Below are 25801 nucleotides of genomic sequence, written 5' to 3' on the forward strand. Positions count from 1 at the left end.
CTCAGCGCAGGCGTTGGGTCGAGGCAAATCGTCGCGATAGACAAAAGGCACGGCCCCCGCCGTGCCTTTTGTTTTGTGGTCTGCGAAAATGCCCGCACTTTTTTCTAGGACTCTGCCATGACCGCCCTGAAGAACGACCGTTTCCTGCGTGCCCTGCTCAAGCAACCCGTGGACGTCACGCCGATCTGGATGATGCGCCAAGCCGGTCGCTATCTGCCGGAATACCGGGCGACCCGGGCCAAGGCCGGCGACTTCGTGAGCCTGATGAAGAACCCGGAACTGGCCTGCGAGGTCACCATCCAGCCGCTGGATCGCTACCCGCAACTGGATGCGGCGATCCTGTTCTCCGACATCCTCACCATTCCCGATGCCATGGGGCAGGGTCTGTACTTCGAGACCGGCGAAGGCCCGCGCTTCAGGAAGGTGGTCAGCAACCTGGCCGACATCGACGCGCTGCCGGTGCCGGACCCGGAGAAGGATCTGGGCTATGTGATGGACGCCGTGCGCACCATTCGTCGTGAACTCAATGGCCGCGTGCCGCTGATCGGCTTCTCCGGCAGCCCGTGGACGCTGGCCACCTACATGGTCGAAGGCGGTTCGTCGAAGGACTTTCGCAAGACCAAGGCGATGCTCTACGACAACCCGCAAGCCTTGCATGCGCTGCTCGACAAGTTGGCGCAGTCAGTCACCGCTTATCTGAACGGCCAGATCCTGGCCGGTGCGCAGGCGGTACAGATCTTCGACTCCTGGGGCGGTGCGCTGTCGGCCGCGGCCTATCAGGAGTTCTCCCTGGCCTACATGAAGAAGATCGTCGATGGCCTGATTCGCGAGCATGATGGCCGCCGTGTGCCGGTGATCCTGTTCACCAAGGGCGGTGGTCTGTGGCTCGAATCCCTGGCTGATACCGGCGCAGAAGCGCTGGGCCTGGACTGGACCTGCGACATCGGCAGCGCTCGCGCCCGTGTCGGTGCCAAGGTCGCCCTGCAGGGCAACATGGACCCGGCGGTGCTCTACGCCAAGCCGGCGGCGATTCGTGCCGAGGTGGCGCGCATCCTGGCCGCCTACGGTGCTGGCAGCGGCCATGTATTCAACCTCGGTCATGGCATCACCCCGGAAGTCGACCCGGCCCACGCGGGCGCCTTCTTCGAGGCCGTGCACGAGCTGTCCGCGCAGTATCACCAGTGATGCAATGAAAAAGCCCGGCATTGCCGGGCTTTCTTGTCAGAAACCTGCTCGGTATTTGGTATCGACCTTGCGTTTCTCCAAGGTGTACTGCGCGAGATCAAGCTGGCCACTGCCCAACTGATCGTCCAACTCCTGCAGGTCACGTTCGTGTAGCTTGGCGACATGCGCCTTGGTCACGTTGTAGTTGATGGCGCGTGCGGCATCGTAGCCGCTGATCGGGTCCCACAGAATCGACAGAGGCCAGAGCAGCAAGTTGGCCACTCCAAACCCATACTCACGTCCGTAGAAGGAGCCGCCGCCAGGCAGCAGCCCGAGCGCTGCGCCGGCGCCTGGGCTTTTTTCCTGAATAGCCATGCCGCGGGCTTCATAGGCGTCGAGTTCAGCTTTCTGTACGGAGTTCAGTCCGTTGGCGCAGCCTGTGGTAATTACCAGCAGGCTGCCGATCAAAAGTGTACGCAGGTACTGCATTGCATTTCCTTGTTGTGCGTGTTGTCCTGATGCGCCGTTGGCGCGGGCGCAACCTACCATGCTTGGTGGCGTAAGGCCACTTTTTGAGGTTTGGTGCCTACCGACTGTCATGGGCTTTGCATAGAATTCGGAACATTCCAGATCAGGGAGAGCGGCGATGCGACGTGTGGTGTTCAATCAGAAGGGGGGCGTGGGCAAGTCCAGCATCGCCTGTAATCTCGCGGCGGTCAGTGCGGCGCAGGGCTACCGTACGCTGCTGATCGACCTGGATGCCCAGGCCAACTCGACCCATTACCTCACCGGGCTCACTGGTGAGGAAATTCCCATGGGCATTGCCGACTTCTTCAAACAGACCCTGTCTTCCGGGCCGTTCGCCAAGAAGGGCAAGGTGGATATCTATGAGACGCCGTTCGACAACCTGCACGTGGTCACCGCCACGGCAGAGCTGGCGGAACTGCAGCCGAAACTGGAGCAGAAACACAAGATCAACAAACTGCGCAAACTGCTCGACGAGCTGGCCGAAGATTACGACCACATCTACCTGGATACGCCGCCGGCACTGAATTTCTATACGGTTTCAGCCTTGATCGCGGCAGACCGCGTGTTGATTCCCTTCGACTGCGACAGCTTCTCGCGCAACGCCCTGTACGGCCTGCTGGCCGAGATCGACGAGTTGAAGGAAGACCATAACGAGGGTCTGGAGGTGGAGGGTATCGTGGTCAACCAGTTCCAGCCGCGTGCCACATTGCCGCAGCAACTGCTGGATGAGCTGATCGCCGAGGGCTTGCCGGTGTTGCCGGTGAACCTGATGAGCTCGGTGAAGATGCGCGAATCGCACCAGGTGTGCACGCCGCTGATCTATCTGGATGCACGGCACAAGCTGACCCAGCAGTTCGTCGAGTTGCACGATCTGCTCAATCAGTCTTGAACACCTGTCAGCGATAAAACCAGGCGCTCTCCGGCCAGTCCCCAAGGCAGTCTTGCGTAGGCGCCCCGACTCGGGGCGAAATGCTGCAAATGGGCGACGCCCTGATTCGCGGCGGGGCGCCGCTCCCGCATGTTCGGTGCATCGACGCTTGACCGAGTGGCCTCAACCCTCAGGCGCATTTTCCGTCAGCGCACCACGAACACGTCGCACGGTGCCTTGTGCAGGAAATGCTGCGCCAGGCTACCCAGCAGTGCCTGGGAGAAGGCGCTGCGGCCGTGGCTGCCGAGCACCAGCAGTTCTGCTCGACGCGTCTTGATCTGCTCCTGCAGGCTGCGCAGGATGCCGCCCTGCAGCACGTCGTGGCTCAGCTTCGGACCGCCAGGCGGCAGGCTTTGCGCCTCGTCCTGCAACAGCTGATCGATCAGGCCGCGCTGAGTCTGCAGTTGCAGTTCGACCTGCTGCGGCGTGCCCTTGTCTGGTTCGAATACATGCAGGGCGTGCAGCTCGGCATCGCCGGGCAGCAGGCGATAGGCCTGGCCGAGGGCACTGCAGGCGCACAGGGAGAAGTCGATGGCGGCCAGCGCCCGCTTATAAGGCTGGGCGTCGTTGCGCGCCACCAGCAGCAGCGGCACGGTGCAGCGGCGGGCGATGCGATCGAGGCTGGTGCCGGAGAAAAAGTCATGGCGCTGGTGGTGTCCGCCCAGCACCAGCAGGTCGCAGCCGCTGTCCTGAACCTGTTGCAGGACGACCTCGGAAGGTTTGCCGCTGAGCATGCGCAGTTCGGTGCCGGGTGGAGCGTATCGGGTCAGGCTGCGATCCAGTGCCTGGCGCGCCTTTTCGTGCTGTTCGCTGCTCTGGCTGGGGTCGAGCACATGCAGGATGCTCAGGCGGGCCTTGTGCTGCTGAGCCAGCTGCGTGGCACGGCACAACGCCATGTCAGCGGTGTCGCGCAGGTCATGGGCGATAAGAATATGGTTGAACATGGTGACGGCTCTCCTGCCGATACCGCTCGGCAATTTTATTGTGCCTGTTCAGATAGCCGCTCTTTTGACCTATGGCAAGGTCGGGGACTGTTACCGATTGCGAATGCAGGCAGCGGCGTCATTCAGCGTAAACGCAATTGGTAGTGGCCGCGACTTTCTGCGACCACTTCGCCGCTGCCGTCGGTCAGTTGCAGCTCCAGCAGATAGTCGGCCTTGCCCTGCTGGCTGGCCTGTTCTTCCAGGTGGGCGATTTGCTCGGCCGAGAGGCGCGCCTCGACCTGAATGTCGCCCGTGGCCGGACGGCGAAAGCGCAGGTTCATTTCCTTGATGATGGGGTAGAAGCGCTGGGCGTCGAAACTGGTCAGAAACAGCGCGCCGCCGGGTATTTCCGCGAGGGTGAAGAGGGCGCCCGCGTACATGCTGCCGATATGGTTCTGGTTGCCTTGCAGGGGCATGCGCAGGCGTACGAAACCTGGCTCCAGCATCTCGGCCTTGAGGCCGCTGCGTTTGACGAAGGCAATCTGTTCTTCGGTGAGCTGACGCGCGATTTCAACGGGCAGTGGCATGGCGAGACTTCCTGAGTGGACGTTCTGCCAGACTAAGGGCCGGCTGGCGCGCTGCAATTGACCGCAGCGCCCGTGCTGACTGACCGAAGCGCTCAAGCGCCGCAAGCACGCAGCCCGGATGCAAGCTGGGAAATCGCGTACCGGCTATCCGCGGATTGCATCCGGGCTACAGGGGCATCCTAGATGCCCTGCTGACGCAACCAGGCCTGCAGTTGCGGCAACGGCATGGCGCCGCTCTGGCGGGCGATTTCGACGCCGCCCTTGAACAGGATCAGGCTGGGAATGGAACGGATGCCGAGTTGCCCGGCCAGGTTCGGGTTGGCCTCGCTGTCGAGCTTGCCCAGACGGCAGCGGCCTTGCAGCTGTGCGGCTGCCTGCTGGAAGGTCGGTGCGAAGGCCTGGCAGGGACCGCACCAACTGGCCCAGACATCCACCAGCAATGGCAGGTCGCCCTTCAACTGACTGGCGAAGTTGGCTTGGGTGAGCGTGATGGGCGCAGCGGGCAGCACGTCATTCTTGCAGCGGCCGCAGCGTGCGGCGTCGTGCAGACGCTCGGCGGGAATGCGGTTGAGCCCGTTGCAGTGCGGGCAGGGAATCAGCAGGGGATCGGACATGAGGCGAGGCTCCGTGGGGCATACGCCTTAGATGGAGCCAGTGCCTGCGGATATCAAGTCAGAGCGGGGTCAGCGGGAAGAACCAGGGGATGACCAGGGTGGCGACGCACCACAGCAGCAGGTTCAGGGGAATGCCGATCTTCATGAAGTCGGTGAAGCGGTAGCCACCGGCGTTGTAGACGAAGGTGTTGGTCTGGTAGCCGATGGGCGTGGCGAAGCTGGCGCTGGCGGCGAACATCACCGCGACCACGAAGGCGCGTGGGTCGACGCCCAGATGTTGCGCCACGCCGATGGCGATGGGCGTCACCAGTACCGCCACGGCATTGTTCGACAGCATCTCGGTGAGGATGGACGTGAACAGGTAGATGAAACTCAGCATCAGCAGCGGTCCGGCCCAGGGCAGCCAGCCCATGACGTTTTCCACCAGCAGCTTGACCAGGCCGACCTTGTCCATGGCGATGCTGATGGCCAGCATGCCGAAGATCAGGCTGAGGATCTTCCAGTCCACCGCCTTGTAGGCGTCCTCCACATCCAGACAACGGGTCGCCAGCACGGTGACTGCGCCGATGATCGCCAGGCCTTCGATGGGCATCACGCCAAAGGCGGCCAGCAGCATCACGGCCAGGGTCGAGAGAATCGCGATGGGCGCCTTGTCGCGGCGGAAGGCACGCTCTTGCACGGCATTGAGGCTGATCAGCTCGCCGTTGTCGGCGAAGCGTTTGATCTGCGCAGGCGTGCCCTCGACCAGCATCACGTCGCCGAATTGCAGCTCGAAATCATCGAGGTTGCCCTGCACGTTCTCGTCCTGGCGATGCACGGCGAGCACCGCGATGCCGTAGCGCGCGGTGAGGTCCAGATCGCGCATCGGTCTGTGGCTGTAGCGCGAGTTACGCCCGACGATGGCTTCGGCGAGGATCACGTCGTGGCTGCTGATGGTCTCGAAGGCGTCACTGCGGTTGAAGCTCAGGTGGCCGCTTTCGCGCAGCTCCACCACATCCTTGACCTGACCGTGCAGCACCAGGCGGTCGCCGCTGGCCAGCAGGGTTTCGGCACCGGGTTCGGTCAGCTCCTGCTCTTCACGGAACAGCTTGAGCACCTGCAGGCCACTGCCGCCATTGAGGTTGGCTTCGTGCAGGGTCTTGCCGATCATCGGTGAGCCCTGTGGTACCAGCAGCTCGGTCATGAAGGTACGTGACAGGTCCGGGCGCAGCTGGCGCGACAGGGTCTCGCGTTCCGGCAGCAGGCGGTGGCCTACGGTCAGCAGATAGAGCATGCCGAAGGCCGCCATCACCAGGCCGACGCCGGTAATCTCGAAAATGCCGAACGGCGCCATACCGGCCTTGCGCGCGACGCCGTCGACCAGGATGTTGGTCGAGGTCCCGATCATGGTCAGCGTGCCGCCGAGAATGGTGGCGTAGGACAGCGGAATCAGCAGTTTGGAGGGCAGGGTGCCGGCGCGGCGCGCCAGCGCGATGGCCACCGGGGTGAGGATGGCCACCACCGGCGTATTGTTCAGGCAGGCGGACACCACCAGCGCGGTGACGGTGAGGCCGGTGAGCACGCGAATCGGGCTGGTGCCGACCAGATTGCCCAGCCAATTGCCGAGGGCGTCGATGCAGCCGGTACGCTCCAGCGCGGCGGAGAGCACGAACATGCAGGCGATGGTCACGGGGGCGGAGTTGGACAGCACGCTGAGCACTTCGCCTGGTGTCAGCAACTGGCTGACCAGCAGGGTGGCCACGGCGATGGCGGCGACGATGTCCGGGCTCCACTTTTCGCGGACGAAGGCGTAGAGCACCCAGATCAGCAGGGCACCGACGAACAGCAGAGGCAGGGAGTCCCAGAGCATGAAAATCCTTAGAACCGGCCTCTGGTCCGCTAGGTGGCCTGGCTGTTTGGGCAGCAGGTCTCGGTCAGCAGGATCGGGCGCAGATTCTTTGCTTCGAATCTCGTATGAGGTATCGGGCACGCACTGGGCGGCCTGGCAGGGCGCCAAGATAGAGGGGTTCTCTTAGATAGTCTAAGAATGTTTGGGCAGATTGATATGCCTTTTCGATTTAATGGATAAGACGTCCAGCCTGGGTGGCTGGCGCCTTGTCCACCAACCTGATCTGACTGTCTGAGCAGGGCGGGTGCAACCCGCTGGCAGCAGTGGTGGGTTCTATCCTGCGCGGTCAGCGGACGGTCGGTGCGCACGGCGCACCCTGCGGCCAGGGGCACGCCATATTCACGACGAACAGCTGATCTCCAGGTGCTTGCCCCACTCCGGTGGGCGCTCCGCATAGCGCTGCATGTCCGGCTGTTCGTCGAACGGTCGGGACAGCACCGCGTGCAGCTCCCGCACCGGGCCATAGTCGCCCTGTTCGGCGGCCTCGATGGCCTGCTGCGCCAGGTAGTTGCGCAGGATGTACCTGGGGTTGACCGAATGCATGCGCAGCTGGCGTTCGGCCTGTTCGCCACCTTCACGTTCGCAACGGGCCAGGTAGTCGCGGCCCCAGGCGTCGAAGCCAGCGAGGTCGACGAAGTCGTCGCGCACGATGTTCAGCGCCTCGGCAGGCGCCTGCTCGCCCAGGCGACGGAAGAACAGGTTGTAGTTGGTGGCCCTGCCCTGCTGCATCAGTTGCAACAGACGCTGGATCAGCGCTTCGTCCTCATCCTCGGCGCTGGTGAAACCCAGGCGCTTGCGCATCAGGTCGAGGTAGTGCGCCTGGTAAAGCGGCAGGAACAACTCCAGGGCCTCGCGCAAGTGTTCGACCGCGGCGAAGGGCGTCAGCGCCTGGGCCAGCGCGGCGAGGTTCCAGTGTGCGATGGGCACCTGGTTGCTGAAGCTGTAGCGGCCGGTGTCGTCGGAATGGTTGCAGATATGGTTGGCGTCGAAGTCGTCGAGGAAGGCGTAAGGGCCGTAGTCGAAGGTGATGCCGAGGATCGACATGTTGTCGGTGTTCATCACACCATGGCAGAAGCCATAGGCCTGCCAGTTGGCGATCATCGCGGCGGTGCGTTCGATCACTTCACGCAGCATCGCCAGCCAGGGTTCGTCCTGCTCCAGGCAATGCGGGAAGTGGCAGGCCATGACATGCTCGCCCAGCGTCTTCAGGTGCTCGTGCTGGCGCGTGTAGTAGAAGTATTCGAAGTGGCCGAAGCGCACGTGGCTCTGCGCCAGGCGCAGCACCATGGCGGCGCTTTCCTGCTTCTCGCGCCAGACCGGCGTGCTCGAACCGGTCACGCACAGCGCGCGTGAGCTGGGGATGCCGAGGGCGTGCAGGTGTTCGCTGGCGAGAAATTCGCGGATCGAACTGCGCAGCACTGCGCGGCCATCGCCCATGCGCGAGTAAGGCGTCATGCCGGCGCCCTTGAGGTGCAGATCCCAGTGCTCGCCGGCCTCGTTGAGCACCTCGCCCAGCAGCAGCCCGCGACCGTCCCCCAGGCGCGGTGTGTAGCCGCCGAACTGGTGCCCGGAATAGACCATGGCGCGCGGCTCGGCTGCTTCCCAGAGTTTGTGTCCGGCGAACAGTTCGGCGAACTCGGGGCGCTGTGCTTCGCTGGCGGCGAGATCGAGCAGAGCCAGCGCCGACTCGCTTGCTACCACCAATCGCGGCTGCTCGATGGGCTCGGGTAACAGCTCGGTGGAGAAGGTGTCACCGAGGCGGGCGAAGCGGTTGTCGAAGGTCAGCGTATCGAGACTTTTCACCTGGATTCCTATCGATCTTAGGGCGCTGCGGGCGGTGTCGGCGGCGGCTGCACGCTGGCAGCGCCGGCGGCTGCGGCTTTGGCCAGGTCCTTCTGATCGAGCTTTTGCTCGCCATGCTCCAGATTCTTCACATACACCTCGACCTGGCGGAACGCGATGTTGATGCCGTTCTTCGGGAACTCGCGGTCGATGAAGCGGTTGATCTCGTCGGTGGCCGGGTTGCGGTCACCGAGGTCGCGCACATGGATGCGCAGTTCGTGATCCAGCGTGCTTTCACCAAAGTTGAGGAAGTACACCAGCGGCGCCGGATCCTTGAGTACGCGGTGGTTTTCCTGCGCCGCCTGCAGCAGCAGCTTGCGTACCAGATCGAGGTCCGAACCATAGCCGACACCGACCTTGAGGGTGACGCGGGTGACCGTGTCGCTCAGCGACCAGTTGATCAGCTGACCGGTGATGAAGGTCTTGTTCGGAACGATGATTTCCTTGTGGTCGAAATCGGTGATGGTGGTGGCGCGGATGCGGATCCTGCTGACGGTGCCGGACAGGTTGCCGATGGTCACCACGTCGCCAATACGCACCGGGCGCTCGAACAGGATGATCAGGCCGGAGATGAAGTTGGCGAAGATTTCCTGCAGGCCGAAGCCCAGGCCTACCGACAGCGCCGCCACCAGCCATTGCAACTTGTCCCAGCTCACCCCCAGGGTGGACAGGGTGGTGACGATACCGATACCCACCAGCACGTAGGACAGCAGGGTGGTGGTGGCATAAGCGCTGCCCTGCGCCAGGCGCATGCGCGACAGCACCAGCACCTCGAGCAGACCCGGCAGGTTGCGCGCCAGGGCCACGGTGATGGCGACGATGATCAGCGCGCCGATGACGTCCATCAGGCTGATGGGCACCAGCGCCGCATTGTCTCCGGTACCGCTGCTGTACTCGTAGAGATTGATCGTGTCGAGGTAGGTGAACACGCCGATCAGGTCGGCCCAGACCCAGTACAGGCAGACCAGGAAGCCGCCCAGCAGGGCCAGGCGGATCAGGCGCAGCGATTGCTGGTTGACCTGCTCGATATCCAGCGTCGGCTCTTCGATCACCGCTTCGCCCTCGGCGCCTTCCTTGCTTTGGGCCTGGCGTTTGGCCAGGGCGCGCTGATAGGCCAGGCGCCGTGCCGCCACGCTCAGTCCGCGCACCAGCGTAGCCTCGACGATGAGCAGGATGATCAGCAGATAGAGGGTGTCGATCAAACGGTCGGTGAGCTTGAGCGCCGTGTAGTAGTAGCCGAAGGCAACCGCCCCGATCAGCGCCAGGGGCAGCAGGTTGAACAGCGCGCCGACACTGGTGCGCAAGGCGGAGGCGTTCTCGCGCAGTGGAGCACTGAACAGCAGGTGGAACAGCAGCCAGGCCATCAGCGCATAGCAGCTCAGGACCACGGCGATGCCGATGACGTCGTTGGCCAGGCTCGCCGGCTGGTGTTCGGCAATGCTCACCACCGCCACCAGTGCCATCACTACCAGCCCCAGGCGACGCAGGTGCTGTCGGAAGAAGGCGACGTTGGCTGGCGGCCAGTGGAAGTGCAGGATGGCGACGCCGTCCGGGGACAGAATCCGGTGCAGGGTATAGAACACCAGCCAGGCTTCTGCCATTTCATAGAGCGCGGCGCCCAGGTAGAGGTTCTGCCCGCGCGCATCATGCAGCAGGGCATAGCCGCAGAGCGCCAGGAACAACGTCACCGGCAGTGCGAGGATGATGTTCAGACCCAGTGCCATCGGGGTATGCAGCTGGCTGTCGTGCTTGTAGTGGCCGATGTCGCCATGCAGAGCGCCGAGCTTGTTGAACAGGTACTGGCGTCGCCAGAGGATCAGGGCGCAAAGCAGAATCAGCGGCAGGAACACCAGCGGGCGCTCGATCAGGCCGGCGCCCAGCTCGCTGATGGCCATGCCCCAGGGCATGTCGGCCAATTGCTGCTGGAGGTGACGTGGCGCTGATTTCAGCCATTCGAGGTCGAGCGGTTTGTTGCTGGGAATCCAGAACATCTGCTCATCGATGGTCGCGCGCAGGCTGCTGGCAGTGCTCTGCAGCTCCTTCTGGTTGAGTTGCAGGGTGATCGACTCGTTGAGCAGCGCATTCAGTGAGCGGTTCAGGCGGTCGAGTAACTCACGGCGCGTGTCGAGCTGCTCCAGCAGAGCAGTGCGCAGTTCCTTGGTGACGTCCTCGTCTGGCTGATTGGCCAGCAGATCGTCCACATAGCGACCTGGATCGCTGATCTCGTCGCGCTGTTTGTTCAGCTCGAACTGGTAGAGACGAATATCGGCGATCTCGTCGGCGAGCGCGCCGTCGTCGAGCTTCAGCTTTGGCAGCGCCTGCTTTTGCTGGTAGAGAATCTTCGACAGCAGCAGGCTGCCCTGCAGCACGCGAATCTGCTCGTCCAGGGCCTGATCGGCCTGCGCCAGGTTGTCCAGTTGCTGGCGGGTCTGGAGGTTCTGTTCGGTCAGGCTGTTCAGACGGTCGGTGGCGCGTAGCAGGTAGTCGGACAGCTTGAGGTTGAGCGTGCTTTCCTTGGCCAGCAGCTTGTCCGAACTGGCGCGTTCGGCCTCCAGGGACTGCTCGGCGACGGTCTGCTCCGATTCGGCGCGGCGGCGGTCGTTGATCAGGCTCTGCAGTGCCTGACGTTCCTGTTCGGCGCGGTTGATGCGCTCATCAAGCAGGGCGCGCTGGGCACCACCCAGATCCTGCAGCAGGCTGTTGCCGGCCAGCTCCTGACGGCGCAGCTGCGTCTGCGCGGCGAGCAACGCCAGCTCTGCATTGAGCTGGTCGCGGCGTTCCGGGGTCAGCGTTTTGCCATCGTAGCGGCCGCTCTTGAGCGCATCGTTGATCAGCTGGCTGCGTGCCTGGTTCTGGCTGATCTCCGCCTGGGCGCGCTCCGGCCGGGTCTGTGCGGTGATCACCAGACTGTTGGCTTCGATGATCGCCTTGTTCCACTCGCTGAGCTGGCTGGCGCGCTCGTTCAGGAGTTGTTCCAACTGCGCCAGTGATGTGCGGGCATGGCGTTCGGCGACCGGCTGAGCGGTGCTGGCCTTGAGGCGGGTAAGCTCGCGCTGGGCTTCACTGATCAGGCGCGGTGCCTCGTCCAGTTGTTTGCGCAGGTCACTGAGGCGCTGATCGGCGGCCTGCCGGTCCTGAAGCATGCGCAGCGTATGCTCCAGGGTCTGCTTGAGCGCCAGTTGCTCGGCCTCCGGCAGCTTGCGGTCAGCCAGGCTGTCCAGGCTCTGCTGCACACTCTCGGCTGGTGGGGGGGCCTCGGCGAATACCTGCGGGATGCCGAGACACAGGGCAAACAGGATGGCTGCTAGGGAGAGGCGCGACAGAGGCATGGTCGATTGATCTACCGAGTGAGCGATGGCGATTGAGTTATCTGCGGCACAACGAGCGCGCGGGCCTGGTGGCCCGCGCTTGATGCTGATGCTAGCAGAGTCCTGGCAGGGACATTTTAGAAGTGCAGCCCTGGCCCCGGGCGTGTGCCTTCGGGGAATCTGACGCCAACCTTGCGTACCTTGTTCCCTTCCATGGCCGCCACCGTCCAGGTCAGGCCCTGCCATTCCACCTGGTCACCGACGACCGGCTCGCCACCGATTTCGTGGGCGATGAAGCGGCCCAGCGGCTGATTGCCTTCCACGTCCTCCAGCTTCAGACCATAGAGTGCAGCGACGGCGCTAAGTTCGGCGTCGCCTTCCAGCACGAAGTCACCGAAGAAACGCAGGTCCTGACCACGCTTGGGCGCCTGGCTGAACAGCTTGCCGAGGGCAGGCAGATCCTGTTCGTGGCCGATCACGCAGAGCAGATCTCCAGCCTCCAGGCGCGTACTGCCCGAGGGGTGAAGCAGATCGCGGCCACGGAACAGCGCGGCGATACGAGTGCCCTCGGGCATGTTCAGCTCGCGCAGGGCTGCGCCGATGCACCACTTTTCTGCGCCCAGGCGGTAGACGAACAACTCCCACTGGCTGGTCGGATGCACTTCCAGGCCTGCGCGTGATACGGGGGCAGGCTCTGGCGGCACGGTGACGCGCATCAGCTTGGCGGCCAGTGGCAGGCTGGTGCCCTGCAGCAGCAGGGAGATCATCACGATGAAGAACGCCACGTTGAAGAACAGCTGCGCATTGGGCAGGCCGGCCATCAGCGGGAACACGGCGAGGATGATGGGCACGGCGCCGCGCAGGCCGACCCAGGCGATGAAGATCCGCTCGCGATCATGGAACGCGCGAAACGGCAACAGGCCGAGGAAGATCGACAGCGGCCGCGCGAAGAGAATCATCCACAGTGCCAGGGCCAGCGCCGGCAGGGCGATGGGTAGCAGCTCGTGCGGTGTGATCAGCAGGCCGAGCACCAGGAACATGCCGATCTGCGCCAGCCAGGTGAGACCGTCGAGCATGTGCAGGATACCGTGGCGTGAGCGGATGGGGCGGTTGCCCAACAACAGGCCGCACAGGTAGATCGCCAGGATGCCGCTGCCACCCACGGCGGTGGTGATGGCGAAGATGATCATGCCGCCGCTGACGACCAGCAGCGGGTAAAGACCAGCGGCCAGTTCCATGCGATTGACCAGCTTGAGCAGCAGCCAGCCGCCGCCGAGGCCCAGCAGCGCGCCCAGGCCGAACTGCTGCACCAGTTGAATCGGCAGGTCCCAGCTGAAGCCGGTCTGGCCGCTGGCGAGCATGGCGATCAGGGTCACGGTGAGGAACACCGCCATCGGGTCGTTGCTACCGGATTCGATTTCCAGCGTGGAGCTGACCCGCTCGTTGAGACCGCGCCCGCCGAGCAGAGAGAACACCGCCGCCGCATCGGTGGAGCCGACGATGGCGCCGATCAGCAAGCCTTCCAGCAGGGTCAGATTGAACAGCCAGGTGGCAGCCAGGCCGGTCAGGCCTGCGGTTATCACCACGCCCACCGTCGCCAGTGACAGCGACGGCCACAAGGCCACACGGAAGCTGGAGACTCGTGTGCGCATGCCGCCGTCGAGCAGGATCACCGCCAACGCCAGGTTGCCGACCAGGTAGGCCAGGGGGTAGTTGTTGAAGATGATGCCGCCAGGGCCGTCGGTGCCGGCGAGCATACCGACGGCGAGGAAGATCACCAGGATGGGGATGCCGAAACGTGTGCCGAACGCGCTGACCAGAATACTGGCCGCTACCAGCAAGGCGCCGATCAAGAACAGATTGTTGATGGCGCTGGCATCCAACGGCGCTACTCCTGGCTGGGTCATTGGGTGCGCCGTTATGCATGGCGCGTGCCAGGGATTCTAACCGCAGCCTTCGTGCCGCTGTCAAAAAGGTTATTACATTTTTCCAGATTGCCCCGAAGCGCCCACGTTGGGGCGCCCGGGCGTCAGGCTCGGTTTCAGAACCAGGCGTCCTGCATGCTCAGGCAGGTGTCGTCGCGTGCTTCGAGAATGGCCAGGTCGTGGTGGCAGCTCGGCACCTCCCAGGTCAAGAAGTAGCGCGCCGCCTGCAGCTTGCCGCGATAGAAGGCCTGCTCCTCGGCATTGTCCGTGCGGGCCAGGCCCTCTTCGGCGCGAATCGCCTGCTCCAGCCAGCGCCAGCCGATCACCGTGTGGCCGAACGCCTTCAGGTACAGCGCCGAGTTGGCCAGGCCCTGGTTGACCTTGCCGCTCATCAGGTCGCCCAGTAGCGCCAGGGTCACCACCTGCAGGCGCGCCAGCAGTTGTTCCAGTGGCTGGCGCAGGGCATCGAGCGATTCATGTGCGCTGGCGCGCTGGCAGCAATCGTTGATCAGCTTGAGCAGTTGCTTGAGGGCGGCGCCGCCGTTCTGCGAGACCTTGCGCCCGAGCAGGTCGAGCGACTGGATGCCATGGGTGCCTTCGTGGATCGGGTTGAGGCGGTTGTCGCGGTAGTACTGCTCCACCGGATATTCGCGGGTGTAGCCATGGCCGCCGAGGATCTGGATGGCCAGCTCGTTGGCCTTGAGGCAGAACTCCGACGGCCAGGACTTGACGATGGGGGTGAGCAGGTCGAGCAGCTCCAGAGCGCGGGTGCGCTCTTCGGCGGTTTCCAGGGTGTGGGTGTCGTCGAACAGACGCGCGGCGTACAGGCCGAGGTCGAAGGCACCTTCGACGTAGGCCTTCTGCGTCAGCAGCATGCGCCGTACGTCGGCGTGCTCGACGATGGAAATCTGCGGACTGCTCGGGTCCTTGCCATCGGGTTGGCGGCCCTGTGGGCGATTACGCGCGTAGTCCAGTGAATAGAGGTAGCCGGCGTAGCCAAGCATGATCGCGCCCATGCCGACGCCGATGCGCGCCTCGTTCATCATCTGGAACATGTAGGAGAGGCCGGCGTGCGGCTTGCCGACCAGATAGCCGACGCATTCGCCGTTGTCGCCGAAATTCAGGGCGGTGGAGGTGGTGCCGCGCCAACCCATCTTGTGGAACAGGCCGGCCAGGGTCACGTCGTTGCGCGCGCCCAGGCTGCCGTCTTCATTGACGTGGAACTTGGGCACCAGGAACAGGCTGATGCCCTTAACGCCGGGCGGTGCGTCCGGCAGCTTGGCCAGCACCATGTGCACGATGTTTTCGGAGATCGGCTGGTCGCCGCCGGAGATGAATATCTTGTTGCCCTTGATCCGGTAGCTGCCATCGGCATGCGGCTCGGCGCGGGTGCGGATGTCCGACAGCGAGGAGCCGGCATGCGGCTCGGTCAGCGCCATGGTGCCGAAAAAACGGCCGTCGATGATCGGCTGCAGGTAGCGTGATTTCTGCTCCTGGCTGCCGAAGGCCTCGATCAGATTGGCCACGCCCATGGTCAGCATCGAGTAGGAGCTGGTGGCGATGTTGGCCGACTGGAAATGCGCGAAGCAGGCCTGCGACAGCAGGTTGGGCAGTTGCATGCCGCCGTGTTCGAAGTCGCGGGTGGCGTTGAGAAAACCGGCTTCGTGGAAGGCGCGCAAGGCCGGCTCGACCTCCGCGATCAGCACCGCGCCACCATCGACGTACTGCGGCTCGTGTTCGTCGTTCTTGCGATTGTGCGGGGCGAACAGCGCCTCGGCGATGCCACGTGCGGTGCTGATCGCCGCATCGAAGGTCTCGCGGTTGTGATCGGCGAAGCGCGGGCGCTGGGTCAGGGCTTCGGCGTCGAGCACCTCATAGAGTTCGAACGCCAGATTGCGGGAGCTGAGCAGGGTCTCGGACATGGAACGGGCCTCCAGATGATCGACCGAGTCTAGGCAGTGGGCCGTCTGCCTGCACAGCATCATCAGTGGCGGTGATAATTGCTCGTTGGCGGAGAGCAACCCGCCGCCTCGGCAATGGCGGGTTACACCCGCCCTACGAGGCTGCTCCTGGCTGTCAGGCGAAGCCCCGCGCCAGCTCGTGTGTCAGCTCGGCGGCGGGCATGGGGCGACAACTCGCGACGTTCTGCCCGGCCCACAGCGGTGAAAAGTCGCCGCTGCCCTGCGCCTCGGCCGCTGCGCGCAACGGCGCGATGGCTGCAGTGGCAAGGGGGAAAGCGGGTGCCTGCGTGCTCAGCGGCCCCAGCTCGCGCATCAGGCGATTGACGATGCCGCGCGCCGGGCGCCCGCTGAACAGGTTGGTCAGCGCCGTGTGGCGCGCCGCCGGGCTTTGCAGTGCAGCGCGGTGCAGGACGCTGGTCGTGGCTTCCGGGCACAGCAAGTACGCACTGCCAACCTGCACGCCGGCTGCGCCGAGGGCCATGGCCGCCGCCACACCACGGGCATCGCTGATGCCGCCGGCGGCAATCACCGGCACAGACAGCGCATCCACCAGCTGTGGTAACAGAGCGAAGGTGCCGAGCTGACGGCTCAGGTCGAGATCCAGAAAGTGCCCGCGATGGCCGCCAGCCTCCAGACCCTGGGCGATCACGGCATCGACGCCGCGCTCCTGTAGCCACAGCGCTTCATCCAGGGTGGTGGCGCTGGAGAGGATCTTCGCCCCGCTGCGTCTTACTCGCGCCAGCAGGTCAGGCTGCGGCAGACCGAAGTGGAAGCTCACCACCGCAGGGCGGAACTCTTCCACCAGCTCGGCGGCCTCTGCGTTGAACGGCAGGCGTCCTGGTCCGCTGGCGATGTTGGCCGGGTCCACGCCCAGCTCGTCATAGTAGGGCGCCAGCGCTTCGCGCCAGCCAGCCTCGCGGACCGCGTCTGGCTCGGGCGGCACATGGCTGAAAAAATTGAGGTTGAACGGCCGCTCGGTCAGGCCGCGCATCGCTTGCAGCGCCTGGTGCAGGGCAGCAGGGGCGAGCATTGCGCAGGGAATCGAGCCCAGGCCACCGGCCTGGCTCACGGCGGCGGCCAGGCGGTGATCCTGCGAACCCGCCATCGGTGCCTGGATCAGGGGAAGTTCGCTGCCAAGCAGGGCGGCTAAATGCATGGGATGGCTCCGTTTCAGCGGTCGGGTTGCGGTTCGGCTACGCGCCAAGCCCAGAACAGAGCCCAGAGCAGTGCAGCCGCACCAATGGAAAAACTGCTTGTGAGGCTATGCCCGGCGGCAGTCCAATGTTCCACCAGCCAGGGACCGAGCAACTGGCTGCCGCCATAGAGACTGATCAGCAGCGCCGCCAGACGCAAGCCCTGGCCTGGGTTGAGGGCGCGAGCCAGGCGCTGGGTCAGCAGTACGGTGCCGAGAAAGGTGCCGCCCACCAGCAGGGCGCAGGCCATCACGCCGATCGATCCGGGCAGCAGAATTGGCATGACCACGCCGAGCAGTTGCAGCAGGTAGTTGGCCAGCAGGGCGCGGCGATCACCCAGCCAGGCGCCGGCGTGGTTCCACAGGGTCGCCGATACCAGGCAGGCAAGCGCGGTCCACCACCAGTTGCCGATCAGCAGCGGATGGTCGGCGGGCAACTGCTCCCGAGCCAGTGCCGGCAGGAAGGTCAGTGGCAGTATGTAACCCAGACCAGCACCGAGGTAAGCCATCAACAGCGGTCGAGTTCGCCTGTCGAAGAGTGGCGCCTGAGTGCTCGCGTGGGGCTTTTCAGGTAGATGTTGTGCCAGGCGTCGCAGCATGGGGGCGCATAGCAGCGCCACAGGCAGGGCGCAGAGGGCCATGGGCAACCAGCGCATCGGCCCTTGCCAGGGCGTGATGGCCACCAGCAGGCCGCACAACAGCATGCCGCCGCCCAAGCCCAGGTAGACCAGGCCGCTCAGTGCCGTCGCCTGGCGCAAGGCCAGCCACTCCAGTACCAGCGCTGGTGCGAGCACGAAGACAATGCCGTTGCTGATGCCGTTGACCAGGCGCAGTGCCGCGAGTGCGGCGAAGTCATGGACGAAAGCCTGTCCCAGGGTCAGGCCGGCGTTGATCAGCAGCGCCGCTGGCAGGCCCAGGCGCAAGCCGCGTGGATTGGCCATGGGCAGTGCGAGCAGAGCGCCGAGCAGATAGCCGAGATAGTTCCAGGTCGCCAACTGGGCGCCTCCGGCCAGATCGAACAAACCGTCATCGAGCAGCAGGGGTAACAGCGGGGTATAGGCAAAGCGGCCGAGGGCATGCACGACGACCAGCGCCAGGGCGGCGGCGAGCAGAGCGGTGAAGTGGGTGCGGTCGAATCTGGGCATTTGTCCTCCGGTCGTGCCGCGCACCTTAGTCGTTGTCGCTAACTGATCGTTAGTGAAAAATAATGCATTCAATTTTCACTTTTGGTGAATTCATGGGTGCCTGGCAGCGACTCAATCCTCAGTTGTTCCGCTACTTCCTCGCTGTGGCGCGTGAAGGCTCGTTGAGCGCCGCAGGCTTGCGCCTGAGTTGCGTACCGTCGAACGTCTCGGCGCGCCTGCGGCAACTGGAGCAACAGCTCGATACGCGACTGTTCCTGCGTCAGGGCCAGCGCTTGCGGCTGACGCCAGCGGGTGAACGCCTGTTGCCACACGCCGAAAACCTGGAGCAGCTCTGCCAGATGGCCTGGCGCAGCGTGCAGGAAGATATCTGGAGCGGCGATCTGCGTCTTGGCTCGATGGAAACCACTGCGGCGGTGCGCCTGCCGGAGCTGCTGGCAGCTTTCCACCAGCGGGCTCCGCGGGTGAACCTGCAGCTCAGCACCGGGCCGAGCCGGCGACTGGTCGAGGGTGTGTTATCCGGGGAGCTGGACGGCGGATTGATCGGCGGGCCGTTCGAGCATCCTCAGCTCGACTGCCTGCCTATCTGGCAGGAGGAACTGATGCTGGTGCTGCCGCCCGAGCAGGATGCCTCCCAGCTGGAGAGTCGGCCGCAGACGCTGTTGGGTTTTCCCGATGGGTGCCACTACCGCGAGCGCCTCGAACGTTGGGCGGTCAGTCGTGGCTTGCAGGTGGCGGCGCGGCAGAGCTATGGCTCCATCGACGCGATCTTTGCCGGCATTGCTGCCGGCATGGGTATCGGCCTGTTGCCACGCAGCCTGCTCGACAGTCACCCGCGTGTGCATCTGGTGCAATACCAGGCCATCGCCCCTGAGCTTGGCGCGACGACTACATTGCTGGTGCGCCGTCGCGACGCCGGTGAGCACCCGCCGCTGGCCTTGTTGCTGGAGCTGATGCGCGCGTAAAGCCCTTGCAACGGGTAAACTTGGCGACCGCTTCGGAGACCTCCATGAACTACCGCCACGCCTTCCATGCCGGCAACCACGCCGACGTACTCAAGCATCTGGTGTTGACTCGCCTGATCGGTTTGCTGTCGAAGAAGGAGGCACCTTTCGCCTACCTCGACAGTCATGCCGGTATTGGCTTGTACGACCTGCACGGCGATGCGGCCAGCCGCACCGGCGAATACCAGGAGGGTATCGCGCGTCTGTGGCAGGCCACGCCACTGCCGGATGCGGTGGAGGCTTACCTGGAGGTGGTACGGGCGATGAACCCGAATGGCGAACTGCGCTATTACCCCGGCTCGCCCGAGCTGGCGCGGCTGCTCAGTCGCGAGCAGGACGCTCTGCAGCTCAACGAGAAGCACCCCGAGGACGGCCGCCTGCTCAAGGACAATATGCGCGGCGATCGCCGCGTCGCTGTGCACCTGGGTGAAGGCTGGCACGTGCCGCGAGCGCTGATGCCGACGCGTGAGAAGCGCGTGCTGCTGCTGATCGATCCGCCGTTCGAGAAGGCCGATGAATTGCAGCGCTGCGTGGAGGCGTTGAACGACGCGCACGGGCGTATGCGCCAGGCCATCGTGGCGATCTGGTACCCGATCAAGGATGAGCGCCAGTTGGCGCGCTTCTATCGTGATCTGAGCAAGAGCGCCGCGCCCAAGTTGCTGCGCGCCGAGCTTTACGTGCACGCGCCGGACGATGCAACGCGCCTCAGTGGCTCGGGCCTGGTGATCAGCAACCCGCCATGGGGCCTGGAAGATGAGCTCAGGCAGCTCCTGCCCTGGCTGGCCGAGGTGCTGGGCCAGAGCCAGGGCGGCTGGCGCCTGGATTGGCTGATCGAGGAAAAGTCGGTCGGTTGAGCGAGTGCGAGGGGCGGTGCGCACGGCGCACCCTACGCGGGACGCGGCCGACTTAGCGCGTAGCCCGAATGAAGTCCGGGAGCCGTGGCCCTCGATCCCCGGATTGCATCCGGGCTACATGGGGCTCAAGCGGGCTTGTGGTTGGGCTCGATGTGATAGCTCAGGTTGCGCCGCGGGCTGAGGTATTCCAGTACCTCCAGCGGTAGCTGCGAGGGGCGCAGGCTGCGGGCGATGGCGAGCTTCGGCTCCTGGGCGAGCTCGACGATCAGGGCTTCCTGCTTGGGAATCTCGGCGTCGTAGAGAATCAGCGTTGGCTTCAACGACTGAGTCGGGTTCATGCCCAGTACCAGCGCATAGCGCTCATCTTCCAGCTGCACCAGGCTACCCGGCGGGTAGATGCCCATCACGCGAACGAAGGCCTTCAACGCCACCTCGTCGAAGCGCTCGCGCTGCTGCTTGAACATCAGCGCCAGGGCTTCGTGTGGGCTCAGCGCCTGGCGCGGGTCGAGCGGGTTGCACAGCCCGTCGAAATGGTTGGTGATGGCCACCAGACGACTCAGGCGACCGATAGCGGCCTCGCGCAGCCCACGCGGATAGCCACTGCCGTCACAGTGCTCGTGATGTTCATGGATGATGCGCAGCACCTCGTCATCGAGCATCAGTTTCTGCCCCATGCGCAGGCCGAAGTCGGTGTGCATCTGCAGCAGTTGCTGCTCCGGGCGGCTCAAGGGTTCGGGCTTGAGCAGCACCTTGCTCGGCACTTCCAGCTTGCCGATGTCGTGCAGCAGGGCGCCGAGGCCGAGGCTATGACAGGCCTCGCTGTCGAGTCCGAGCTGGCGCCCGAGCAGCAGGGACAACACGGTGACGTTGAGGGCATGGAAGTAACTGTCTTCGGCCGCCTTGCCCGTGATGCCATGCAGCACCACGCCGGGGGCGCCGAGCAGCGTCTCGACCATCTCGCCGACGATTGCTCCGGCCTGGCGCATGGCGTCTTCCGGGCGGCTGCGCAGGGTCTGGTTGAGCGTCTTGATGCGTTGGCTGGCCTCGATGAAGCGGCGATCCACCTCGGCCAGGCGGCTGCGCAGGTGGCGCAGTTTCTCCACGCGTTCCTGACGTGCCTGACGTTCCGGATCGGCCGGCGGTTCTTCGACAGGAGCGGTGGTGACGCTGTCGACCAGAGGCGCGGGCGGGCAATCGCTGCGCGCAGGGTCATAGCGCAGCTGCTTCAGGTTGAGCGCGCGCAAGGCACGAATCTGCGCTTCGTCCTTGATCTTGAAATTGCTGAAGGCGAAATCATGCTCCCACCAGCTCAGGTCCAGATGAACGTAGAGGCCGACGCAAAGCTGATCGGGGGTGATGGTGGGGAGAGTGGCGGGCATGCCGGGCTCGTCGATAGATGGCTGATTGCCCGCAGTTTAGTCCGGCTGATGGCCTGAAGACATTAGTTGTTCAGGCCATCACATCGATGCTGTTGCCCAGGTTGGGCGGATTGCCGGGGGCGCTGACCGGTGCAGCTGACTGCACCAGCCCGGTGATGTTGGCGGCCTGCAGCTCCAGCGTCTTGCGCAGCAGCACAAGCGACATCTGCGCGGAGATCTGCGCCGATGCCTGACTCGCTACCTGGCTGGAAATGCTGCTCAGCTCCACGACCCGTCACCCATGCTCAATATTCAGGGGGGAGACATACGCCTGTTCCGCCCAGGCCGCAATAGCCGCCCGGATTCTTCGCCAGGTATTGCTGGTGATAGGTCTCGGCGTAGTAGAAGGTCGGTGCCTCGGCGATTTCAGTGGTGATGCTGCCCACTCCAGCCTTGTCCAGCTCAGCCTGGAAGCGCGCCTGGCTGGCTTTGGCGGCGCTCAGTTGAGCGTCGTCCTGGCAGTAGATCGCCGAGCGGTACTGGGTCCCCTGGTCGTTGCCCTGGCGCATGCCCTGCGTCGGGTTATGCACTTCCCAGAACACCTTGAGCAGCGCTTCGAAGCTGGTCTGCTGCGGATCGAACACCACCAGCACCACTTCGGTGTGCCCGGTCAGGCCAGAGCAGACTTCCTCGTAGGTGGGGTTGGGCGTGAGGCCACCGGCATAGCCGACCGCCGTGCTGAACACGCCAGGCTGTTGCCAGAAGCGTCTTTCGGCGCCCCAGAAGCAGCCGAGACCGAATACCGCCTGTTGCAGGCCGGCGGGGAAGGGCGCCTTGATCGGGTTGCCGTTGACATAGTGAGTATCCGCCACTGGCATCGCCTCTGGGCGGCCGGGCAAGGCCTGCTCGGCCGTCGGCAGGACATCCTTGTTAACGAGAATCTGGGAACGCAGAACCATGACGGTCTCCTGGAAGTGGGTGGGTAGTGGACTACGCGCAGTACGGCGTATTACGTCCGTTGGTCAGCCTGTGGCCGGCAGGGATAGCGGCGCAGGCTGTCGATCAGTTCGCGGCCGGGAATCGGCTTGTCGAACAGGTAGCCTTGGCCTACGTCGCATTGCTGGCGGCGCAGGAAACCGAGCTGGGCGCCCGTTTCGATGCCTTCTGCGACCACCTTGAGCTTGAGGTTGTGGGCCATGGCAATGACCGCTGAGGTGATCTCCATGTCGTCCTGGTTGTCGGGAATGTCCTTGATGAAGCTGCGATCGATCTTGATCACGTCGATGGGGAATTTCTTCAGGTAGCTGAGCGAGGAATAACCGGTGCCGAAGTCGTCCATGGCCAGGGTCAGGCCCAGGCTCTTGAGGCGGCCGAGCTGGTGGCGGGTGTCCTCGGTGGCTTCCAGCAGCAGGCTCTCGGTCAGCTCCAGTTCCAGCAGGCGCGGGTCGAGCTGTTCTTCGTGCAGGATGGCGGCGATGGAGCCGACCAGATCCGGATCGGAGAACTGCTTGGGCGACAGATTGATCGCCACCTGCAGTTCGCCCATGCCGATGGCGGCGATCTGCTTGCTCATGCGGCAGGCCTGGCGTACGACCCATTTGCCAATGGGAATGATCAGGCCGGTTTCCTCGGCGACGCTGATGAACTGGTCAGGGCGGATCATGCCCTTCTCCGGATGGTGCCAGCGCAGCAGCGCCTCCAACCCCAGCAACTGGCCGTTTTTCAGGCACAGCTTGGGCTGGTAGAAGACCTCCAGTTCACTCTGGGTCAAGGCTCGGCGCAGGTTGTTCTCGACGAACAGCTTGTAGTTGGCCTCGGCATTGAGCTCCTCGGTGAACAGCTGCACCTGATGCTTGCCGTTGGCCTTGGCCTTGTGCAGGGCCAGGCCGGCGTGCTTCATCAGCGTCTGCGGGTCGTCGCCATGCTCCGGGGCCAGGGCCAGGCCGAGCGAGCCGGTGATGCTGATCAGCTGGTTGTCGACGAACAGCGGCTTGTCCAGGGTCTGCAGCACCTGATGAGCGACGCGCAGGCCGCTGTCCTGGTCGCAACCGTCGAGCAGGATGGCGAATTCGTTGCTGGCGAAGCGTGCCAGTGTGCCCTGGGCGCCGAGGCTGTTGCGCAGGCGTCGGGCCAGGGCCGAGAGCAGCTTGTCGCCGGTCTGGTGGCCGAGGCTGTCGTTGATCCGCTTGAAGTTGTCGATGTCCACCAGCAGCAGGACGAGCGGCTGCTGCGTATGCTGAGCGAAGCGTTGTTCGAGGCTGCGGATGAACGAGGGGCGATTGCCCAGGTTGGTCAGGTTGTCGGTATAGGCCAGGCGTTCGATGCGCTGCTGCGCCAGCTTGGCTTCGGTGACGTCTTCGTAGATGCCGATGTAGTGGGTCAGCTCGCCGTCGTCGCCATACACCTTGGATATCGACAGATGCCCCCAGTAGGGCTCCAGATTCTTGCGTCGGCTGCGGAACTCGCCTTGCCAGCTGCTGTGCTCGGCGAGACTGGAGCTGGCATCGAACAGCAGGTCGCTGAGGTTGTTCAGCGCCGGCAGCTCGGAGAGGCGGTGGCCGCAGACCTCGTCGCTGCTGTACAGGGTGATGGCCGTGAAGCTGGGGTTGACGTACTCCACCCGGCCGTCGCGGTCGACCAGCAGAAAGGCACTGGCGCTCTGTTCGACGGCGCGCTGGAACAGATGCAGGGCGCTGGTGGCGCTGCGTTTCTGCTGGTTGATCAGTACCTGGGCGAACTGATCGGCCAGCTCGCCGGCGAAGGCGATCTCGTCGGCCTGCCAGGTGCGTATGCCGCCGATATGCTCCAGGCAGAGTACGCCGACCACTTCGCCTTCGATGCGTATGCTGGCGTCGAGCATCGAGCAGATGTTCAGCGGCTGCAGGTAGCCGGCGGTCAGTTCGCAGGTGCGCGGATCGCGCTGGGCGTCGTGCGCGTCGATGGCGCGGCCGCTGTGCAGTGCTTGCAGATACTGCGGGAAATTCCGCGCGTTTATCGACGGTAGTTGTTCGTGGCGGTCCAGGTCGCGGCGATAAAGCGAGACGGAGTCCAGGTGCTGGCTGCCCAGCTTCCAGATACCGGCGCGGGCGACACCGTAGACCTCGCAGGCGGCCTGGGTGATCAGTTCGGCCGCTTCCTGCTGTGGGTCGCTGGAGGTGTAGCGCTGGCGCGCCAGGCGCACGATCAGTTGCTGCTGGGTGCGTGAACGGGCGAGGTGTTGCAGGTGATCATTCTGGGTACGCTGATATTGCTGCAGCGAGTTGCGCAGTTGCTGATTCTGCGTGTGCAGCTCCTGTTCGGCAGGGGCGTACCGATCGAGGCTCTCGTCCGCTACCAGCAGATAGCCGCGCAGCAACTGGCGGTTGTGCTGCTTGAAGGGTTCGCCCATCTCCAGCAGGGTCAGCGCCCCTTGCGGTGTATGCAGGGTGTAGCGCACCAGGTAATGCGGGCCTTGCAGCAGTTGCTGCTGGATGGCGTCGTGCAGACGATAGCGCGCCTCGGGCTCCATCAGACTGGCGTAGGGGGCATCCACCAGCGCGCAGAGATCGCTGGCGCTGATGCCCAGTTGGCGCTCGCAGGCCGGGTCGAGAAACAGCAGTGCCCAGCTCGGCTCATTCAAGCGCTCGAAACGCAACATGCCAAGCCGCGAGGGCACTGGCAACTGCGTCACAACCTCGGCTGCCGAGCGTGCGCTGGCATCGGGATGGCTTTTCATTGGGCGGCGGGCTTCCAGTATGCTGACCAGGCGAGGCATCCGTTCTCAGTACAGGGCCGCTGCTGCCAGAGGGCGCAGCGGCACGGACGGAGGCTAGGGCTCAGGCCTACTTCACTATAGCGTTCGGCAAGGGTGCATCATGCAAGCGAGACTGACAAGAAAACTCATGGCCATGGTGCTTGGCGGAGCACTTTTTACGGCCATACCCGCGGTTGCCGGCGCCGATGACGCGGCGACGCTGCAGGGCACCGAGCAGGCAGCTTATCTGGACGGGCTCAAACGTCTTTATCTGACCGACAACGAGCGCCATGCGTTGCTCGCGCACAGCAACGCATTGCTGGAAACCTACGCCCTACGCGCGGGTTATCAGGTTGGCCAGGCGCAGCGGCAGGACCTGCTGTACCGCTTCAATATCGGCAATGCCGGCGAGCTTATCCTGCGTGAGGAGAGTCGTGGCGCGCAGGGCACCGCCATCTCGGTGCGCAATCAGCGCGTGCCGGTATTCGGTATCGATCCGTTCATCCGCTACGAGTGTCCGACCGGCGGTATCCGCTGCGTGCTGTTCAATCCGGCTGATGGCAGTGCGCTGCTGAGCATCGTGCGCGATCACCAGGGCGCAGGTGAGTTGGCCAAGGCGCTGAGCTTTCTGATTCGCAACGTGCAAAAAGGCTGAGAGGCATCACGCCGCGCTGAAGGCATGCAAAAAAAGGTTCTTCGCATAGTTTGGGGAACGTCCGGGTTGACACCGGACTGGCAAGTTTGTGTGCGCCTTGCTCACGGGCTTAGCACTATCCGTTACTGCGTGCGCTGAGCGTTTGGGTTGCGCCCCTTACGGGCGCCACACCTTTCTTGCTTGCCCAAGAAAGGT

At 64.1% G+C, this 25801-nt stretch carries 20 protein-coding genes; 5 read left to right on the plus strand and 15 right to left on the minus strand.

Features of this window, described 5'->3' with window-relative positions; translation table 11 throughout:
- Positions 1 to 117: 117 nt before the first annotated feature.
- Entirely contained in the window at positions 118 to 1185 is a 1068-nt protein-coding gene (hemE, locus tag ACN0X6_RS16125; protein WP_417705417.1) for a uroporphyrinogen decarboxylase, read from the plus strand.
- Between the two features lie 36 nt (positions 1186 to 1221).
- Here hemE and ACN0X6_RS16130 read toward each other — a convergent pair whose 3' ends face one another.
- On the minus strand, positions 1222 to 1653 hold the full coding sequence (locus ACN0X6_RS16130; RefSeq protein ID WP_417705419.1) for a hypothetical protein: 432 nt from the start codon (positions 1651 to 1653) through the stop codon (positions 1222 to 1224).
- A gap of 157 nt (positions 1654 to 1810) precedes the next feature.
- On the opposite strand from ACN0X6_RS16130, the gene ACN0X6_RS16135 reads away from it, so the two are divergent.
- Positions 1811 to 2581, plus strand: coding sequence for a ParA family protein (locus ACN0X6_RS16135; protein WP_417705421.1), 771 nt, complete (start codon positions 1811 to 1813; stop codon positions 2579 to 2581).
- Between the two features lie 185 nt (positions 2582 to 2766).
- On the opposite strand, the gene ACN0X6_RS16140 is transcribed toward ACN0X6_RS16135, so the two are convergent.
- The 10 genes from ACN0X6_RS16140 to ACN0X6_RS16185 form a co-directional block, all read right to left on the minus strand.
- Positions 2767 to 3564: a universal stress protein gene (locus ACN0X6_RS16140; RefSeq protein ID WP_417705423.1), complete on the minus strand. Its 798-nt coding sequence runs from the start codon at positions 3562 to 3564 to the stop codon at positions 2767 to 2769.
- A 122-nt stretch (positions 3565 to 3686) separates the two neighbouring features.
- Positions 3687 to 4130 carry a YiiD C-terminal domain-containing protein gene (locus ACN0X6_RS16145; protein WP_417705425.1) on the minus strand — a complete coding sequence of 148 codons (444 nt, stop codon included), beginning with the start codon at positions 4128 to 4130 and terminating at the stop codon, positions 3687 to 3689.
- A gap of 179 nt (positions 4131 to 4309) precedes the next feature.
- Complete coding sequence (trxC, locus tag ACN0X6_RS16150) at positions 4310 to 4744, minus strand: thioredoxin TrxC (protein ID WP_417705427.1); 435 nt, start codon at positions 4742 to 4744, stop codon at positions 4310 to 4312.
- 58 nt (positions 4745 to 4802) lie between these two features.
- Positions 4803 to 6593 (minus strand): SLC13 family permease, encoded by a 1791-nt coding sequence (locus tag ACN0X6_RS16155; protein ID WP_417705428.1) that lies wholly within the window; start codon positions 6591 to 6593, stop codon positions 4803 to 4805.
- A gap of 378 nt (positions 6594 to 6971) precedes the next feature.
- Entirely contained in the window at positions 6972 to 8435 is a 1464-nt protein-coding gene (gene selO / locus ACN0X6_RS16160; protein WP_417705430.1) for a protein adenylyltransferase SelO, read from the minus strand.
- A 17-nt stretch (positions 8436 to 8452) separates the two neighbouring features.
- Positions 8453 to 11803 carry a mechanosensitive channel MscK gene (gene mscK / locus ACN0X6_RS16165; protein WP_417705432.1) on the minus strand — a complete coding sequence of 1117 codons (3351 nt, stop codon included), beginning with the start codon at positions 11801 to 11803 and terminating at the stop codon, positions 8453 to 8455.
- Between the two features lie 116 nt (positions 11804 to 11919).
- Positions 11920 to 13665 carry a potassium/proton antiporter gene (locus ACN0X6_RS16170; RefSeq protein ID WP_417705453.1) on the minus strand — a complete coding sequence of 582 codons (1746 nt, stop codon included), beginning with the start codon at positions 13663 to 13665 and terminating at the stop codon, positions 11920 to 11922.
- Between the two features lie 158 nt (positions 13666 to 13823).
- Positions 13824 to 15629 (minus strand): acyl-CoA dehydrogenase, encoded by a 1806-nt coding sequence (locus ACN0X6_RS16175; RefSeq protein WP_417705434.1) that lies wholly within the window; start codon positions 15627 to 15629, stop codon positions 13824 to 13826.
- Positions 15630 to 15783: 154 nt separating this feature from the next.
- Positions 15784 to 16824, minus strand: a complete 1041-nt coding sequence (locus tag ACN0X6_RS16180; protein ID WP_417705435.1) for an NAD(P)H-dependent flavin oxidoreductase — start codon at positions 16822 to 16824, stop codon at positions 15784 to 15786.
- A 14-nt stretch (positions 16825 to 16838) separates the two neighbouring features.
- Positions 16839 to 18005, minus strand: a complete 1167-nt coding sequence (locus ACN0X6_RS16185) for a YbfB/YjiJ family MFS transporter (RefSeq protein ID WP_417705437.1) — start codon at positions 18003 to 18005, stop codon at positions 16839 to 16841.
- Positions 18006 to 18097: 92 nt separating this feature from the next.
- Here ACN0X6_RS16185 and ACN0X6_RS16190 point away from each other — a divergent pair, with 92 nt between their 5' ends.
- Both ACN0X6_RS16190 and ACN0X6_RS16195 read left to right on the plus strand, forming a co-directional pair.
- Positions 18098 to 18967 (plus strand): LysR family transcriptional regulator, encoded by an 870-nt coding sequence (locus ACN0X6_RS16190; RefSeq protein WP_417705439.1) that lies wholly within the window; start codon positions 18098 to 18100, stop codon positions 18965 to 18967.
- Positions 18968 to 19011: 44 nt separating this feature from the next.
- Entirely contained in the window at positions 19012 to 19860 is an 849-nt protein-coding gene (locus tag ACN0X6_RS16195) for a 23S rRNA (adenine(2030)-N(6))-methyltransferase RlmJ (RefSeq protein WP_417705440.1), read from the plus strand.
- 125 nt (positions 19861 to 19985) lie between these two features.
- Here the strand turns inward: ACN0X6_RS16195 and ACN0X6_RS16200 are convergent, their stop codons facing one another.
- The 4 genes from ACN0X6_RS16200 to ACN0X6_RS16215 form a co-directional block, all read right to left on the minus strand.
- Positions 19986 to 21239: an HD-GYP domain-containing protein gene (locus tag ACN0X6_RS16200; protein WP_417705441.1), complete on the minus strand. Its 1254-nt coding sequence runs from the start codon at positions 21237 to 21239 to the stop codon at positions 19986 to 19988.
- Positions 21240 to 21309: 70 nt separating this feature from the next.
- Positions 21310 to 21507, minus strand: a complete 198-nt coding sequence (locus ACN0X6_RS16205; protein WP_417705443.1) for a YjfB family protein — start codon at positions 21505 to 21507, stop codon at positions 21310 to 21312.
- Positions 21508 to 21523: 16 nt separating this feature from the next.
- The gene (gene msrA, locus ACN0X6_RS16210) at positions 21524 to 22177 is read right to left on the minus strand and encodes a peptide-methionine (S)-S-oxide reductase MsrA (protein WP_417705445.1); all 654 of its coding nucleotides are present in this window, start codon (positions 22175 to 22177) and stop codon (positions 21524 to 21526) included.
- A gap of 50 nt (positions 22178 to 22227) precedes the next feature.
- Positions 22228 to 24933 carry a putative bifunctional diguanylate cyclase/phosphodiesterase gene (locus ACN0X6_RS16215; protein WP_417705447.1) on the minus strand — a complete coding sequence of 902 codons (2706 nt, stop codon included), beginning with the start codon at positions 24931 to 24933 and terminating at the stop codon, positions 22228 to 22230.
- Positions 24934 to 25099: 166 nt separating this feature from the next.
- On the opposite strand from ACN0X6_RS16215, the gene ACN0X6_RS16220 reads away from it, so the two are divergent.
- Positions 25100 to 25606, plus strand: a complete 507-nt coding sequence (locus ACN0X6_RS16220; RefSeq protein ID WP_417705448.1) for a hypothetical protein — start codon at positions 25100 to 25102, stop codon at positions 25604 to 25606.
- Positions 25607 to 25801: the final 195 nt, after the last annotated feature.

Origin of the sequence: Pseudomonas sp. (assembly GCF_048269965.1) — a bacterium.
Classification (GTDB): Bacteria; Pseudomonadota; Gammaproteobacteria; order Pseudomonadales; family Pseudomonadaceae; genus Aquipseudomonas.